Source organism: Streptomyces sp. NPDC094147, assembly GCF_044764265.1.
In the GTDB taxonomy this organism is placed as follows: Bacteria; Actinomycetota; Actinomycetes; order Streptomycetales; family Streptomycetaceae; genus Streptomyces.
The window spans coordinates 130,148-144,942 of sequence record NZ_JBIWHT010000005.1; the positions used below are offsets into that span (position 1 = coordinate 130,148).

At 70.4% G+C, this 14,795-nt stretch carries 12 protein-coding genes; 8 read left to right on the forward strand and 4 right to left on the reverse strand.

Translation table 11 applies throughout. The features are described from left to right. Positions 1 to 55 precede the first annotated feature (55 nt). Positions 56 to 1,486 (forward strand): sensor histidine kinase, encoded by a 1,431-nt coding sequence (locus ACIQ8J_RS11130; RefSeq protein ID WP_403270847.1) that lies wholly within the window; start codon positions 56 to 58, stop codon positions 1,484 to 1,486. 13 nt (positions 1,487 to 1,499) lie between these two features. Here ACIQ8J_RS11130 and ACIQ8J_RS11135 read toward each other — a convergent pair whose 3' ends face one another. Continuing rightward, the gene (locus tag ACIQ8J_RS11135; RefSeq protein ID WP_403270844.1) at positions 1,500 to 1,769 is read right to left on the reverse strand and encodes a hypothetical protein; all 270 of its coding nucleotides are present in this window, start codon (positions 1,767 to 1,769) and stop codon (positions 1,500 to 1,502) included. A gap of 22 nt (positions 1,770 to 1,791) precedes the next feature. On the opposite strand from ACIQ8J_RS11135, the gene ACIQ8J_RS11140 reads away from it, so the two are divergent. The 4 genes from ACIQ8J_RS11140 to ACIQ8J_RS11155 are packed head-to-tail and all read left to right on the forward strand — an operon-like array spanning position 1,792 to position 7,235. Beyond that, positions 1,792 to 2,973: a LeuA family protein gene (locus tag ACIQ8J_RS11140; RefSeq protein ID WP_403270842.1), complete on the forward strand. Its 1,182-nt coding sequence runs from the start codon at positions 1,792 to 1,794 to the stop codon at positions 2,971 to 2,973. Continuing rightward, on the forward strand, positions 2,957 to 4,963 hold the full coding sequence (locus ACIQ8J_RS11145) for an aconitase family protein (protein ID WP_403270839.1): 2,007 nt from the start codon (positions 2,957 to 2,959) through the stop codon (positions 4,961 to 4,963). The genes ACIQ8J_RS11140 and ACIQ8J_RS11145 overlap by 17 nt, the downstream gene beginning before the upstream one ends. Next, positions 4,960 to 5,994, forward strand: coding sequence for an isocitrate/isopropylmalate dehydrogenase family protein (locus tag ACIQ8J_RS11150; protein WP_403270836.1), 1,035 nt, complete (start codon positions 4,960 to 4,962; stop codon positions 5,992 to 5,994). The genes ACIQ8J_RS11145 and ACIQ8J_RS11150 overlap by 4 nt, the downstream gene beginning before the upstream one ends. Continuing rightward, positions 5,991 to 7,235: a PLP-dependent aminotransferase family protein gene (locus ACIQ8J_RS11155; protein ID WP_403270834.1), complete on the forward strand. Its 1,245-nt coding sequence runs from the start codon at positions 5,991 to 5,993 to the stop codon at positions 7,233 to 7,235. Before ACIQ8J_RS11150 ends, ACIQ8J_RS11155 begins: the two co-directional genes overlap by 4 nt. Here the strand turns inward: ACIQ8J_RS11155 and ACIQ8J_RS11160 are convergent. Beyond that, positions 7,186 to 8,511: an erythromycin esterase family protein gene (locus tag ACIQ8J_RS11160; RefSeq protein WP_403270832.1), complete on the reverse strand. Its 1,326-nt coding sequence runs from the start codon at positions 8,509 to 8,511 to the stop codon at positions 7,186 to 7,188. The two genes, ACIQ8J_RS11155 and ACIQ8J_RS11160, sit on opposite strands and share 50 nt — an antisense overlap. Before the next feature lie 141 nt (positions 8,512 to 8,652). Further along, entirely contained in the window at positions 8,653 to 9,063 is a 411-nt protein-coding gene (locus tag ACIQ8J_RS11165; protein WP_403270829.1) for a Fur family transcriptional regulator, read from the reverse strand. Positions 9,064 to 9,619: 556 nt separating this feature from the next. Here ACIQ8J_RS11165 and katG point away from each other — a divergent pair. The 3 genes from katG (at position 9,620) to ACIQ8J_RS11180 (ending at position 13,182) form a co-directional block, all read left to right on the forward strand. After that, entirely contained in the window at positions 9,620 to 11,851 is a 2,232-nt protein-coding gene (katG, locus tag ACIQ8J_RS11170; RefSeq protein ID WP_403270826.1) for a catalase/peroxidase HPI, read from the forward strand. 89 nt (positions 11,852 to 11,940) lie between these two features. Beyond that, complete coding sequence (locus tag ACIQ8J_RS11175) at positions 11,941 to 12,648, forward strand: M24 family metallopeptidase (RefSeq protein ID WP_403270823.1); 708 nt, start codon at positions 11,941 to 11,943, stop codon at positions 12,646 to 12,648. A 135-nt stretch (positions 12,649 to 12,783) separates the two neighbouring features. Beyond that, positions 12,784 to 13,182, forward strand: a complete 399-nt coding sequence (locus ACIQ8J_RS11180; protein WP_403270820.1) for a molybdopterin-binding protein — start codon at positions 12,784 to 12,786, stop codon at positions 13,180 to 13,182. Positions 13,183 to 13,206: 24 nt separating this feature from the next. Here the strand turns inward: ACIQ8J_RS11180 and ACIQ8J_RS11185 are convergent, their stop codons facing one another. After that, complete coding sequence (locus tag ACIQ8J_RS11185) at positions 13,207 to 14,727, reverse strand: PucR family transcriptional regulator (protein WP_403270817.1); 1,521 nt, start codon at positions 14,725 to 14,727, stop codon at positions 13,207 to 13,209. Positions 14,728 to 14,795: the final 68 nt, after the last annotated feature.

Consider the following 14,795-nt stretch of genomic DNA (forward strand, 5'->3'; position numbering starts at 1 on the left):
CCACCATCGGAACGGCGCACATTGAAATCGAGTGAATCGCGGCGGTTTTGGAGTCATGACGTACCGTCAAGCGCCAGTAAATGATGCGGAAAGACCCGGTCAGGACGGCCCGCCCGGCCGGTCCCGGGTCGCCGCGGGGGTCATCTATCTGTCCGTCGGCAGCCTCGTCGGCATTCTCCTGGTCCCGCTGACCATCGCGGAGATGGTGCTGAGAGTGGTCTCCGCTCTCCTCAACGCGCTTCCCCTGCTGGCGACGCTGCTCGTACAGGTCATCACCAATGCGGTGCGCGGCATCATGGTGCTGCTCGTCCCGGGGGCCGAGCCGCTGCCGGAGCGGGAGCGCCGGCTGGGCCCGACCCTGAGCAAACTGCGACAGCGGCTGGGCGGCATGAGCCCGGGGCTGCTCTCGGGACTGCCGCTGCTGCGCGCGGTCGCCGACCTGGAACTGCTCCTTGCGGCCTCGGTGACCCAGGATCCCGCCTCCGCGAGGGGACTTGAGTACGCCGTCCCCGAGGAGGGCGAGCCCCGGCACAACGCCTCCGGCTGGGGGGAGTCCGGCTATCTGTGCCTGCTCCTGCTGGGACTGCTCTGGCTGCTGCCGGTCTTCGCGATGACGCTGCCCGCGGTCGCCTTCATCGCGAGCCTCCCCTTCGGCAGGACCGAGCAACTGGCCTTCGGCGAGGGGACAACGGTCGTCGTGCAAGGCGGTGTCACCCGCCTGTGTGTGGCGGTGGGCGCCGTCGCGCTCTTCGCCGCGCTGGTGATGCTGCTCTTCTGGCTGGGGAAACTGCGGGCGCGGCTGGTCCGGCGCCTGCTCGGCCACATGAACGAGGACGAGAGGCGCCGCCGCGAGGAGTTGGCCGAGCGGCAGCGCACCGCGGCCCTGCGGGTCAACGACGCGGACTACCGGCGCATAGAGCGCGATCTGCACGACGGCGCGCAGGCCAGACTGGCCGTACTGCTGATGCGGATTTCCCATGCCACGCGCCGGAAGGACCGCAGCGCCGAGGATTTGCGCGAGCTTCTCCAGGAGACCCACCAGGAGATCGGAAAGGCTCTCGATGAAATCCGCGACCTGGTCCGCGGAATCCAGCCGCCGATCCTCAGCGACCGCGGTCTGAACGCCGCCGTCACCGCATTGACCGAGACGTTCCACGTCCCGGTCCACGTGACCTCGACACTGGAGCGCCGGCCGGCCACCCAGGTGGAATCCACGGCGTATTACATCATCGCGGAGTCCCTCGCGAATGCCGTCAAGCACTCCTCGGCCACCTGTATTCACGTGTCCCTGGAGCGGGCCGACAACTGCCTGGTGGTCGTGGTGACCGACGACGGGGTGGGCGGCGCCACGCTGGACGCGGGAACCGGCCTGCGCGGGCTCGTTGACCGCACCGCCGCCCTGCGGGGCAAGCTCGTCCTCACCAGCCCGGTCGGTGGCCCAACCACCGCCCGCGCCATCCTCCCCTGGTCACCGGACGCCATCTGACCTGGCCTTTTGCCTACCAGGGAAACAGCTTGCCCTCGGCCGGGTGGACGATCAAGGATTGAGAGGTACGGCTACCCGCACCCCCCTTGGTGCGGGTAGCCGTACTGGCGAAGACGCCGCCGTCCGCCGTGGCGGTCGTTCTGTGGGCCATGCCGTAGCGGACCACGCGGCCGCCGCTGGCGCGGGGGACCCGCATGTCAAGAAACGCGGAGATCGCAGTGAACGGAAGAACTGCCGACAGCTCCAGTCCGAGCCCCGATGTCTGGTTCAACTGGAATGCCATGAGGGTGGCGACACCTCAACCGGTGCCGGAGCCCCCCTATTCGGGGACCTTTTTCGACGAGACCCTGCGCGACGGGCTCCAGGCTCCGAACATCCGTAATCCCTCGCTGGAGCAGAAGCTGAGGCTAGTGGACCACATGGCCCGCTCCGGCGTCACCTCCGCGGACCTGGGATTCCCCGGCTCGGACCCGGCCGCGTTACAGAATTGCGTGGAGATCGCCCGGCACATCGTGCGCAGCGGCCACTCCCTCTCCCAGGGGTACGCGGGGCGCACCCACCCCTCGGACATCAACGCGATCTGCGAGATAGCCCAGCAGGTGGGGGTGTCCGTGGACGCGTACATCTTCATCGGCGTCAGCCCCATCCGGCAGTACGTGGAGAACTGGGACGTCCAGCTGATCCAGCGTCACATCCGCGAGTCGGTGGTCGAATGCCGGCGCGGCGGGGCGGAGTTCGTACTGGTCCTGGAGGACGCGGTGCGGTGCACTCCGCACGTACTGGGCCAGGTGTACGACGTCGCCATCGAGACGGGCGTGCGGCGGGTGACCCTGTGCGACACGGTCGGCGCGGCGCTGCCCAGCGGCGTCGAAGCGCTCCTGCAGTGGTCCAACCAGTACTTCGCCGAGCGCGGCCACCGGGTCGGCTTCGAGTGGCACGGGCACAACGACCGCGGGCTGGCGCTGGCCAACTCGCTGGTCGCCCTCGCCCACGGCTGCCAGCGCGTGCACGGCACGATCCTGGGCATCGGGGAGCGGGCCGGAAACGCCTCCCTCGACCAGCTCATGATCAACCGTCACCTGGACGAGCACGGCCGCTACGACCTGAAGGCGCTGCGCGAGTACTCCGAGTACGCGGCCTCCGTGCTGGGCGTCGAGGTCCCGCAGAACTACCCGGCGCTGGGCCGGGACGTCTTCAAGACCAGTGCCGGAGTGCACGCCTCCGCCATCCTCAAGGCCCACGAAAAGGGCAATGTGCTGGTGAAGGACGCGGTCTACTCCAGCGTCCCGGCCAGCTATCTGGGCCGTGAGCAGGAAGTGCTCATCGACGAGGCCTCCGGCGCCAACAACGTCAAGTACTGGCTGACGGTGCACGGTTACGACAGCGACAACGCCACGTTCGTCAAGAACGTGCTGGCGAAGGCGAAGTCGGGCCGCGGCCCCCTGACCGACGAACAGATAAGGCAGATCATTGCGAACGCCGAGTGAACCGACCAGCGGCAGCCGCCCCCGCACCATCAGTCTCCGCGGCAGCGTTCTGGTCATCACGGAGGACCCGGATCTGGTCGCCGCGCAGCTGGACGGCACCGGCACCGCGACTCCGTCGGAGCTGCTGCGCGCCCCGCTGATGAACAACATCTCCACCGACGAGATCATCCCCGGCTGGTGCTGCTACTGGTACGACGAGAAGCTGGGCGAGTACGCGTACCTGGGCCTGCGGGACAAGAAGTTCGGCCAGGGCGCGGTGAAGGCGTTCGCTCCGCAGATCATCGTCAGCGGCGAGGCGAAGGGCTGCGGATCGTCGCGGGAACACGCCGTCTACGCGGAGAAGTACGCCGGCGTCGAGATCGTCTTCGCCCGGTCCTTCGAGCGGATCTACCAGCAGAACTGCCGCAACGTCGGCATCATCACGTGCGACGACTTCACCGTCCTCGACGCGCTGCTCGCGGGCGAGGAACTGCCGCTCGACGCCTTCACCCGCCGGGCCAACGACATCGAACGCGCCATCATCGACCTGGGCGGCCTGTTCGGGTTCAACCGCGAGACCCGCGAGGGCACGCAGTCCGCCATCAAGCCCGACTTCACTGCGGCGCGCCCGCTGAACGCCGTCGAGAAGATCATTCAGAGCCGTCTGTCGTCCCGCAACCAGTGCCCGCAGGACGCCGCCGTACGGATCGGCGAGTCGTACTTCGTCGAGGCGGACGTCAGGTTCTCGCACGAGTACGTGACGCCGATGGCCGCCGGCATGTTCGGCAAGGAGTTCGGCGCGGACGCCGCCCTGGCCGACCCGGAGTCCTGCTACTTCTTCCAGGACCACCTCTCGCTGGCGGAGCCGGTCCTCAAGCGGCGGGCCAACGGCCTGGAGCTGATCGACCGGGTGGAGAACCTCGGCAAGCGGCAGCAGGAGTTCGCGACCCTGAGCGGCGGGAACTTCATCGGCCCCGCGGACACCGGGGGCAGCCGCGCGATCTGCCACAACTACATCGTCGAGAACGTCGCCCGGCCCGGTGACGTGATCATCGGCACCGACAGCCACACCTGCACGGCCGGCGCCGTGGGTGCCTTCGCCTTCGGCGTGGGCGCCACCGACATCGCCAACTCCTGGTACAACCGCGAGATCCTGGTGAAGGTCCCGGCGGTCATCCGGGTCAACCTGCTGGGCGAGCTGGCACCGGGCGCGTGCGCGAAGGACCTCATGCTGGCGCTGCTGGCGCACCCGATGATCCAGGGCAGCCAGACGCTGGGCAAGGTCATCCTGTTCAGCGGTCCCGGCTGCGCCTCGATGAACCTCGACGAGCGCGCCACGCTGTGCAACATGGCGGTGGAGGCGGGCGGCATGACCGCGCTGTTCGAGCCGGACGAGGTGACCCACGCGCACCTGGCGCTGCGCGGCCCGTCGGCGTCCACCGGCACGGACGTCCGCTCCGACGAGGGTGCGACGTACTTCGCGGTGGTGGACATCGAGCTGGCCGGCGTCGAGCCGATGGTGGCCCTGCCCGGCGACCCGCGAAACTCCGTTCCGCTGGCCTCCGTTGACACCGAGGTCAAGGTCGACAAGGTGTACGGCGGGTCCTGCACCGGCGGCAAGGCGTACGACATGGACATGTACGCGAGCGTCTTCGAGCAGGCTCGCGCGCGGGGAGTGACCGTACCCGACGGCGTGAAGGCGTACATCCAGGTCGGCAGCGAGGCCGTCATGCGCTACGCGGTCGACCGCGGCTACATCGAGCTCTTCGGGGCGGTCGGCGTCGAAGTGCTGCCGCCCTCCTGTGGCGCCTGCATCAACGCCGGGCCGGGCGTGTCGGAAAGCCCGGACGAGGTCACGGTGAGCGCGCAGAACCGGAACTTCCCCGGCCGTTCCGGGCCCGGTCAGGTGTATCTGGCCTCTCCCTACGTGGTGGCCGCCACCGCCATCGCGGGCCGCCTCAGCTCGGTTGAAGACATGTTCGACACGTTCGCCACGGGGACGCAGTCATGAAGATCGCAGTGGTTCCCGGTGACGGAATCGGCAAGGAAGTGGTCCCGGCGGTCCTGCCGGCCCTGGAGTACCTGAACGGGGCGTACCGGCTCGGCCTGGAATACGAGGTGTTCCCCTGGGGAGCCGACGAGTGGCTCGCCACCGGCGTCGGCCTGCCCGCCGGGGCGATCGACCTGCTGACGAGCGAGTACGCGTCCGTCTTCCTGGGCGCGCTGGGCGACCCGCGCATTCCGGACATGGCGCACGGCCGGGACATCCTGCTGGGCATGCGCAAGGGCCTCGACCTGTACGTCAACCACCGCCCCATCACCCTGCCGAGCGGGGTCATCGACCTCTACCGCGAGAACACCCAGGGCCTCTACGTGGGCATCGGCGGCACGGTCGCCCCCGCGGGCCGCGTCACCGTGGCGATCGACGAGTGCGTCTACACCCGGGACACCGTCGAGAAGTTCGTACGTTTCTGTCTCGGCCAACTCCGGGACAAGGGGCGGCGGAAGGTGACCCTGGTCCACAAGTCCAACGCCGTACCGAACACCGGCGGCCTCTGGCAGGACGTGTTCCGCCGGGAGCTGACGGCCTTCCCGGAGCTGACGGGCTCGGAGGAGTACGTCGACTCGTTCTGCTACAACCTGGTGCGCGACGCGACGCCGTACGAAGGCGTCCTGGCGTCGAATCTCTTCGGAGACATCGTCAGCGACATCGGTGCGGCCCTGATGGGCGGCCTCGGCCTCGCGTCGAGCGCGAGCGTCTGCCCGGAAACGGGACTCGCGCTGTTCGAGCCGGTGCACGGCAGTGCCCCCGACATCGCGGGCAAGGGCATCGCGAACCCCTATGCCGCGGCGATGTCGCTGGCGATGATGCTCGACCACCTGGGGCACGGCCGGCCGGCCGCACTGCTCCGCGGCTGTGTGACCGAGGTGTCGCGCAGCGACGCGGCCACCCCCGACCTCGGCGGGCAGGGAACCACCGAGCGGTTCATGGACGAGGTGATGGCGCTGCTCAGGCGCGGGACGGACGACCGGACGTCATGAACACACGCACCGCTCCCCCGGGCTTCGCCGCCCGCGCCTCCGCGGCCGGGGGCTCCGTCATCCGGGAGGCACTCGCCCTGACGGCCCGGCCCGAGGTGATCTCCTTCGCCGGCGGCCTGCCCGCGTCGGAACTGCTCGACGCCGAGGGAATCCGCGCGGCGTACGACCATGTGCTGAGCGAAGCCCCCCACCGCGTCCTGCAGTACTCGACCACGGAGGGCGACCCCCGGCTGCGCGAGGCCGTCGCGGCCCGGCTGTCCGCCCGGCGGCTGCCCTCCCGCGCCGACGACCTGCTGGTGACGACCGGGTCGCAGCAGGCGCTGGCGCTGCTGGCGACCGTGCTCCTCGAACCCGGTGACACGGTGCTGGTCGAGGACCCGACCTATCTGGCGGCGCTCCAGTGCTTCGCCTACGCGGGCGCGCGCGTCGTCCCCGTGCCGAGCGACGACCAGGGCATCGACGTCGAGGCGCTGGCGCGGATCGTGGCCGAGGAACGTCCCAGACTGCTGTACCTGGTCCCCACCTTCCAGAACCCCACCGGCCACACGCTGCCCCTTGAGCGCCGCCGCGCGGTGGCGCGCATCGCGGCCGAACAGGGGCTGTGGATCGCCGAGGACGACCCTTACGGCGAGCTGCGGTTCCGCGGCGAGCAGGTGCCGTGGATCGCCTCGCTGGACGACGCCGAGGACCGCACCGTGCTCCTCGGCAGCCTGTCCAAGATCCTCTCTCCCGGCATGCGCCTTGGCTGGCTGCGCGCCCCGGCGGCGCTGCGCGACGCGTGCACACTGGCCAAGCAGGCCCTCGATCTGCACACGTCCACGGTCGACCAGGCGGCCGCCGCGCACTACCTGCGGGAGTACGACCTCGACGCGCGGCTGGCGCTGACCTCGGCGGCGTACCGGGAACGCTGCGACGTCATGCTCGGCGCGCTCGCGCACGCGCTGCCGCCCGGCAGCACGTGGAGCAGGCCCGACGGAGGGATGTTCGTCTGGGTCCGGCTGCCCGCGGGCCACGACGCGATCGCCCTGCTGCCCAAGGCCGTTGCCCATGACGTCGCCTATGTTCCGGGCGCCCCGTTCTTCGCGGGACGGGGCGACCCGGCCACCCTGCGGATGTCCTTCGCCGGGCACGGTCCGGCGGAGATCGAGGAGGGCGTGCAGAGGCTCGCCCGGATCTTCCGGCAGCGGGCCGCTACGGAACCGCCAGCAGCCGGGCGGGACGTACGCGGTGCAGGTGGATGAGGATGTCGTGCGACCGCGCCGGCGCCGTGCGCAGCACCGGTTCCGGATAGGAGGTGCCGACGCTCCGCGTGGGGCGGGCGGTGGTCAGCCAGGCGCGGGCCGGCTGCGGAAGCGTACGCATGTCCATGACGTAGTCGCGGGGGCTCACCCGGTCGAGGAGGTGCTCGGTGCCCCCTCGCGCGGCGGGCCCGAAGGTGTGGACACCCGTCTTCCCGTCGGGGCCGGTCGCGTTGAAGGAGCCGCGGCCGAAGGTCGTGCCGACACTCACGTAGTCCTTGCCGAACCTCTCGTGCAGGAAGGCGCCCTGCACCTTGGGATAGCTCGGATCGGACGACTCGTAGGAGACATGGGTGTTGTGGGCCGACACCAGGATCTTCTGCCCTGTGTGCGCATGCCACCAGGCGACGTTCTCCGCCATGAGCTGGTCGCGGAAGCGCATGGCCGCCTCGGCCTGGCGCTGGTCCCGGAAGTCGAAGGCGTAGCCCCGGGCGGTCTGGGCGATGGCGGTCGCATGCTGCACGGCCCAGGCGTAACTGCCCTTCTGTGCCTGGTTGTTCACCGGTTGGCGCTGGAGCAGGGCCAGAGCGCGCTCGGCCCTGCTCGCCATGGACCGGCGTTCGGCCGGCGGGCGGGTGAGGTACTGCTTCATGTACGTGCCGGACGCGGTGGTCGGCCGCAGCCCCCGGTACAGCTCGGTGAAGCGGGGCAGCAGCGCCGGGTGGGTCCGGGCCACGTAGGAGAGCACCTTGTCGTAGAGGTCCGGCCCCGCATAGGCGAAGTCGTCGCCCATGAAGTGCACTTGGTCATGCGGGTGACGGACGTTGTACGCGCGCATCCACTCGATCAGCGCCAGATACTCACCGGTGTTCCACCACGCGTAGGTGTCCTGGAATTCCTCCCGCATGATCTGCCTCGGATCGCCCTCGCCGGTCCGCAGATACGCGTCGATGCGCAGCCCGCTGCTCCAGCTCGTCTCCAGCGCGAAGGCCCGGAACCCCTTGTTCTCCACCAGATAGCGCAGCACCCGGTGCTTCATCGTGAAGAACTCGTGCGAGCTGTGCGTCGCCTCCCCCAGGCCCACCACCTGTGCGCCGCCCACCATGTGGCCGAAGGCCTTCAGGTCGTCCGGCCCGCCGTTCGGCTCGGTGGTGCGCAGCGGGCGGGCGGCGCCTTCCATCGCCGCGAGAGCGCGTTGTCCTGGCGGTGGGAACGCGGCGGCGATCAGGGCTCCCGCGCAGAGCAGCAGTACCAGGGTGAGTGACGTCCGACGTGTCATGCAGCAAGGCTCCGCCACCGGCGGCGCCGTGCCCATCCGGCGCACCCCCCACCGCACGACGGGAATCCCCCACCACCGCCCCTCCGCCAAACCGGAAGGGCGCACTGCCCAGAGGGTGTCCGGGTCGGGGTCGGACACCTGCTAGGCGCAGGACGGGCACAGTCCGCGGTAGGTGATCTCGACCCCGGACAGGGTGAAGCCGAACCGTTCCTCGGCCGGGAGGTCGGCCAGCGGATCGCCGGCCGGGTGGACGTCGCGGATGGTGCCGCAGCGGGAGCACACCAGGTGCTGGTGCGGGTGGTGTGCGTTGGGGTCGTAGCGCTTGGCGCGGCCCTCGGTGCAGACCTCCATGACCTCGCCGAGCAGGACCAGCTCACCCAGGGTGTTGTAGACGGTCGCCCGGGAGATCTCGGGCAGCCGCCGGGCCGCGCGGACGTGCACCTCGTCGGCCGTGAGATGCACGTGGTCGCCGTCCAGGACCTCCGCGACCACCCGGCGCTGGGAGGTCATCCGCCAGCCACGCCCTCGCAGCCGCTCCAGCAGGTCACTCATATCGGTTCACCTGTTCAGGTCCGGTGGGTCCGGTGGGTCCGGTCGGACACGCGAAGTGGTCCGGCGCGCCCGCGCTCCGATGAGATATGGGTTTGGCGTACTTCTTGACTTGGATCGCGTCCATCATAGGATCGATGCCGCCGAGAGCCCAGGGCGTGGCCAGACCCCCGCGCCCCGGACAGGACCCGGCGGACACGCCCAGGGACGAGAAGACTCCAACACACCAGGAGACAGAGACGTGATGGCGGATCGCCGCCGCGAAGGTGCGGGGTGTCGGGCAGCAGCAGGGTGCCGCCCGCGTCACGCCGCTGGAGACCGCCGTGGGGTTCGACCGTCCCGGCATCGCAGCAATCGCTTCCCGGGTGCGTGATCGCGTGGGCCGTAAGCTCGTTTTACGTCGTGCGCGCGGCCTTCTGCTTCCCCGCCCCCGTCCCCTCTCCCCGGCCGCGGCTTCACGTCCGACGAGGCCGAGGCCGTCCATCGGGGCCTGTGCCCCGGCCGTTCCACCGCCCGCAGTTCCTGAGCACCGTGATCCACCGAGTCAAGAAGGATTGCCATGTCCGAGAACCCCGATGCAATCGTCACAGATCCCAAGACGGAGGGCGCAGGTGGCTGCCCGGTCGCGCACGGGCGCGCCCCGCACCCGACCCAGGGCGGCGGAAACCGCCAGTGGTGGCCGGATCGGCTCAATCTGAAGATCCTCGCCAAGAACCCCGCCGTGGCCAACCCGCTCGGCGAGGAGTTCGACTACGCCGCGGCGTTCAAGACCCTCGACCTGCCGGCCGTGAAGCGGGACATCGCGGAGCTCCTGACGACCTCGCAGGACTGGTGGCCCGCCGACTTCGGCACTTACGGCCCGTTGATGATCCGGATGGCGTGGCACAGCGCGGGCACCTACCGGATCAGCGACGGCCGCGGCGGCGCAGGCGCGGGCCAGCAGCGCTTCGCTCCCCTCAACAGCTGGCCGGACAACGCGAGCCTCGACAAGGCCCGCCGACTGCTGTGGCCGGTGAAGAAGAAGTACGGCAAGAGCCTTTCGTGGGCCGACCTCATGATCCTCACCGGCAACGTCGCCCTGGAGTCGATGGGCTTCGAGACCTTCGGCTTCGGCGGCGGACGTCCGGACGTCTGGGAGCCCGACGAGGACGTCTACTGGGGTCCCGAGACCACCTGGCTCGACGACGAGCGCTACACCGGCGACCGCGAGCTGGAGAACCCCCTCGGCGCGGTCCAGATGGGTCTCATCTACGTCAACCCCGAGGGCCCGAACGGCAACCCGGACCCCATCTCGGCGGCCCGTGACATCCGCGAGACGTTCCGCCGGATGGCGATGAACGACGAGGAGACCGTCGCGCTGATCGCGGGCGGTCACACCTTCGGCAAGACGCACGGCGCGGGCCCCGCCGACGCCGTGGGCCCCGACCCCGAGGCCGCCCCGCTGGAGCAGCAGGGCCTCGGCTGGAAGAGCACCCACGGCACCGGCAAGGGCGGCGACGCGATCACCAGCGGCCTTGAGGGCATCTGGACGAACACCCCCACCACCTGGGACAACAGCTTCTTCGAGATCCTGTTCGGCTACGAGTGGGAGCTCTTCAAGAGCCCCGCGGGCGCGCACCAGTGGCGGCCGAAGGGCGGCGCCGGTGCGGGCACCGTGCCGGACGCCCACGACGCGTCGAAGAGCCACGCTCCGACGATGCTGACGACCGACCTCTCGCTCCGGCTCGACCCGGCCTACGAGCCGATCGCGCGGCGGTTCAAGGACAACCCCGAGGAGTTCGCGGACGCCTTCGCCCGCGCCTGGTTCAAGCTGACCCACCGCGACATGGGCCCGGTCGCGCGCTACCTCGGCCCGGAGGTCCCGGCCGAGGAACTGCTGTGGCAGGACCCGCTGCCGAAGCGGACGTACGAGCTCATCGGCTCCGGGGACATCGCCTCCCTCAAGGAGCAGATCCTGGCCTCGGGCCTGTCGGTGTCCCAGCTGGTGTCCACCGCGTGGGCGTCCGCCTCGTCCTTCCGGGGCAGCGACAAGCGCGGCGGCGCCAACGGCGCGCGCATCCGCCTCCACCCGCAGAGCGCCTGGGAGGTCAACGAGCCCGACGAGCTGGCGACGGTGCTGCGCACCCTGGAGGGCGTCCAGCGGACCTTCAACTCCGCGCAGTCCGGCGGCAAGCAGGTCTCGCTCGCCGATCTGATCGTGCTGGCCGGTGCCGCGGGGGTCGAGAAGGCCGCCAAGGACGCCGGCATCACCGTCGAGGTCCCCTTCACGCCGGGCCGCATGGACGCGTCGCAGGAGCAGACGGACGTGGAGTCGTTCTCCGCGCTTGAGCCGACGGCCGACGGGTTCCGCAACTACCTCGGCAAGGGCAACCGGCTCCCGGCCGAGTACCTGCTGCTCGACAAGGCGAACCTGCTGACCCTGAGCGCCCCCGAGCTGACGGTCCTCGTCGGCGGCCTGCGCGTCCTGGGCGCCAACCACCAGCAGTCGCCGCTCGGCGTCCTCACCACGAGGCCCGGCTCGCTGACCAACGACTTCTTCGTCAACCTGCTCGACCTGGGTACGACGTGGAAGGCGACGTCCGCGGACGAGACCACGTTCGAGGGCCGCGACGCGGCCACCGGCGACCTCAAGTGGACCGGCACCCGCGCCGACCTGGTCTTCGGCTCCAACTCCGAGCTGCGCGCCCTCGCGGAGGTCTACGCCAGCGACGACGCGAAGGAGAAGTTCGTGACGGACTTCGTCGCGGCGTGGACCAAGGTGATGAACCTGGACCGCTTCGACCTGGTCTGACCTTGCCCCCCCCGGGCCGGCCGCCACGCATCGGCCGGCCCGGGGGCCTCGGCGGGGCTCGGAGATACGGAGAAATGGGGGGCTTGGGCATGGCAGTCGCGTCAACAGGTCCGCAGGAGGACCTGCGCGTCGCGGGTCTGGTGGCGGCGCAGGAGAAGGCGGTCGCGCTGTTCGCCGAGGTGGCGGCGCGCGGGCTGGTCGCGCCCGGCGTCGGGGAGCGGGAGGCGAGCGACCGCATCCGGGACCTGGCGAACGACATGTTCGGCACCACCAAGCACTGGCACAAGCGGATCATCCGCTCCGGCCCCAACACCCTGGCCCCGTACCGGGACAACCCGCCGGACCGGATCATCGGCGAGGACGACATCGCCTTCGCCGACTTCGGCCCGATCTTCGAGGAGTACGAGGCGGACTTCGGCCGTACCTACGTCTTCGGCGACGACCCGCACAAGCACCGCCTCCTCGCCGACCTGCCGCGCGTCTTCGCCGCCGGACGCGCCGCGTTCGCCGCCGATCCGCACATCACCGGCAGGCAACTCCACGCCGAGGTCGAGCGCCTGGCCGCCGAGGCGGGCTGGAGCATCGGCATCTGGCACGCCGGTCACCTCGTCGGGGAGTTCCCGCACGAGACCAACGAGGGGGCGAGGGCGGAGTCCTTCATCACCCCGGACAACGACAACCCGCTGCGCCGCACCGACCGCGCGGGACGGGTCTGCCACTGGATCCTGGAGCTCCACCTCGTCGACGAGCGGCGCGGATTCGGCGGCTTCTACGAGCAGTTGCTGGACCTGGCGTAACCGCCGCCGCACCTGCCTGCGATGGGGCGACGGAGAACACCCCCTAGGGCCTGTCCGGTGGGTCTGGCCGCCTTCGGTCCGGGCCGCCCTCGCGGCCCAGGCAAGACCCACCGGACAGGCCCTAGAGTGCGGTGCGTGTCGTCGTACAGCATTGGGCAGGCAGCGAGGCTGCTGGGAGTCAGTTCGGAGACCGTCCGCCGGTGGGCCGACTCCGGACGGCTGCGCATGGACCGGGAAGGGCCGGGGAACCGCGCGATCGACAGCGTGAGTCTGGCGGCGTTCGCGAAGGAGCGGGCGCAAGGGATGCATCCGCTCCCGGAGGGCGCCGTGGCCACGTCCGTACGGAACGCGTTCCCCGGCATCGTGACCCGGGTGACGCTCGACGACGTCGCCGCGCAGGTCGAGGTCCAGTCGGGACCGCACCGGATTGTCTCGCTGGTGACGCGGGAGTCCGTGGAGGAGCTCGGCATCGAGGTCGGTGTCACCGTCACCGCACGCGTGAAGTCGACCAACGTACACATCGACACCCCTTGAAACGGCCCTGCACCGGCGACCGTCTCAGCGGCACAGGAGCGCGGCGCGCAGGTCGAGCTTGTGGTCGAGGCGGGAGAGATCCCGTCCGGTGAGGAGCTGCACGCGTTCGATGCGGTAGTGGACGGTGTTGACGTGCAGATGCAGGGCTTCGGCGGTGCGGGCCCAGGAGCAGTTGTGGGCGAGGAAGACCTCCAGGGTCTCCAGCAGCATGTGGTGCGAGGCCGGTCCGCCGTGGGCGAGGGCGCCGAGTGTCCTGGCGCTGAAGATGGCACGTACGTCGGCGGGGATGCCGGCCAGGAGTGAGTCCAGGGAGGAGAGTTCCTCGACCGCGGTCACGCGGCCGGTCGCCGGGGAGCCGTGCCGCGCCGCCGCGAGGGCGTAGCGGGCCTGGGTGAGGGCTCCGTGGAGTCCGGCGGGCTCCGCGGTGAGCGCGCTGACGCCGGCGTACAGCGCGGTCCCGGGCCGGCAGTCGTGCAGCAGGGACCAGGGCTCGCGGAGCGAGGCGATGCCCTCGCCGCCGCTTCGTACGACGGCGACGGCCTCCGCGTCCGGGGTGGCGCCGACCGCGAAGTCCGTCGAGGGGAGGAGCTGGCGAAGGGCCTCGGTGAGCGCCTCCTCGGCACCACTGCCCGCGGGCCGCCCGCCGGTGGCCGCGACCACGACCTGCCAGGGCCCCTCGGCGAGCGGCCCGCAGGACGTGAGGGCGTTCGTGAGGGCTCCGGCATCGGCGTCGCCTCTGCCTACGAGGCCGATCAGCTCCTGCCCGATCCGGCGCCGGGCCGCGTGCTGCTGGTCGTGATGGTGGCGGTACTGGCCGACGACCTCAGCGATCTCGTGCAGGGCCCGGGGAGGTGCTCCGTCGGCCTGCGGCAGGTGGAGGTACCAGGTGTCGTACGGCGTGGCCTCGGCCTGGACGCGCAGCGTTTCACCGGTGAGGCCGCGCAGGTTCTCCGCGGCCCGCGCCGCCGGCAGTTCGGGGGCCGCCGCGGTGCGGGCGATCGTGCGCCCGCTGCTGGTGAGCACGTAGCACGACGGTGTGCCGAACGGAGCGAGCGCGCACTCAAGGAGTTCGCCGGCGGTGGCGCCGTGATCGACGAGACGGCCGAGTTCGCCCCGTACGTTCTCGGGCAGGGCGAAGTGGGTTGCGGGGCGGCGGCTGAGGTCGCCCCACTGGCGCCGGTACACGGCTTCGGTGATCGCCCGGAAGTTGGTGTGCGCCGGTACGGCAAGGAGCGCGATGCCGTGTTCGCGGCACGCGTCGACCACATCGACGGGGACGGTGCCGTGGGTCTCCTCTCCGGCGAGGAGCGCCGTGGCTCCGGACTCGGCAAGGGCGGAGACGAATCGCTCGGTCCTGGCCTCGCGGTCCGCTTCGTTCCACCACACCAGACCGCTGAGCACGATCTCTCCGCGCTGGAGGAAACGGGCGGGATCCTCCAGATCGGTGGCGGTCACCCCGCTGATCGCCTGGCTGAGCAGATTCTCGCCACCCCAGACGAGGGTGAGATCGAGGCCCTCGATCTGGAGGAGGTCTCCGACGTGCATGTGCTGACTCCTTGTGCGGCCACCGGGTCCTTGCCCCGGCTTCTCACATCCGCAAGGCAGGTGCGAGT

Coding starts and splice junctions, on each gene's coding strand:
- ACIQ8J_RS11130 (WP_403270847.1), top strand. CDS start 56: ATGACGTACCGTCAAGCGCCAGTAAATGATGCGGAAAGACCCGGTCAG.
- ACIQ8J_RS11135 (WP_403270844.1), bottom strand. CDS start 1,769: ATGGCATTCCAGTTGAACCAGACATCGGGGCTCGGACTGGAGCTGTCG.
- ACIQ8J_RS11150 (WP_403270836.1), top strand. CDS start 4,960: ATGAAGATCGCAGTGGTTCCCGGTGACGGAATCGGCAAGGAAGTGGTC.
- ACIQ8J_RS11155 (WP_403270834.1), top strand. CDS start 5,991: ATGAACACACGCACCGCTCCCCCGGGCTTCGCCGCCCGCGCCTCCGCG.
- ACIQ8J_RS11160 (WP_403270832.1), bottom strand. CDS start 8,511: ATGACACGTCGGACGTCACTCACCCTGGTACTGCTGCTCTGCGCGGGA.
- ACIQ8J_RS11165 (WP_403270829.1), bottom strand. CDS start 9,063: ATGAGTGACCTGCTGGAGCGGCTGCGAGGGCGTGGCTGGCGGATGACC.
- katG (WP_403270826.1), top strand. CDS start 9,620: ATGTCCGAGAACCCCGATGCAATCGTCACAGATCCCAAGACGGAGGGC.
- ACIQ8J_RS11175 (WP_403270823.1), top strand. CDS start 11,941: ATGGCAGTCGCGTCAACAGGTCCGCAGGAGGACCTGCGCGTCGCGGGT.
- ACIQ8J_RS11185 (WP_403270817.1), bottom strand. CDS start 14,727: ATGCACGTCGGAGACCTCCTCCAGATCGAGGGCCTCGATCTCACCCTC.